Origin of the sequence: Mesorhizobium sp. M5C.F.Ca.ET.164.01.1.1 (genome assembly GCF_004792125.1) — a bacterium.
Lineage (GTDB): Bacteria > Pseudomonadota > Alphaproteobacteria > Rhizobiales > Rhizobiaceae > Mesorhizobium > Mesorhizobium wenxiniae.
On the sequence record NZ_SRTG01000349.1, the window covers coordinates 1 to 328 of the forward strand.

The 328-nt window shown below is 57.3% G+C and carries 1 protein-coding gene; it reads right to left on the minus strand.

The features are described from left to right. A partial coding sequence (locus EN807_RS33760) for a pyridoxamine 5'-phosphate oxidase family protein (RefSeq protein WP_189522691.1) occupies positions 1-199 on the minus strand: 199 nt, incomplete at its 3' end. Positions 200-328: the final 129 nt, after the last annotated feature.

Below are 328 nucleotides of genomic sequence, written 5' to 3' on the forward strand. Positions count from 1 at the left end.
GCGCGCACACCAGGGGATTCTCCCGCATCCAGTCGATCTTCTTGCCGAGCAGGGAAAAGGCGTAGAGGTGGCTGTCGGCGTAGGCGTAGTTGAAGGGCACGACATAGGGTTGTCCGTCCTTCGCGCATGCCAGATGTCCAGTGCGGTTTGCCGCCAGCATTTTCGTGCATTCCAAGGTGGAGAGCGTGCGGATCATCATCTGTGTGACCTCCCTTTTTCAGCCGGCTTCGGCCTCGCGAATTTCTGCCGATCGGTTCTTGCCGATATTAGCGCAGGATACGTCCTCGCTCACTGCTATGGATCAAATTCGTTATGGGGCGAATGCCGT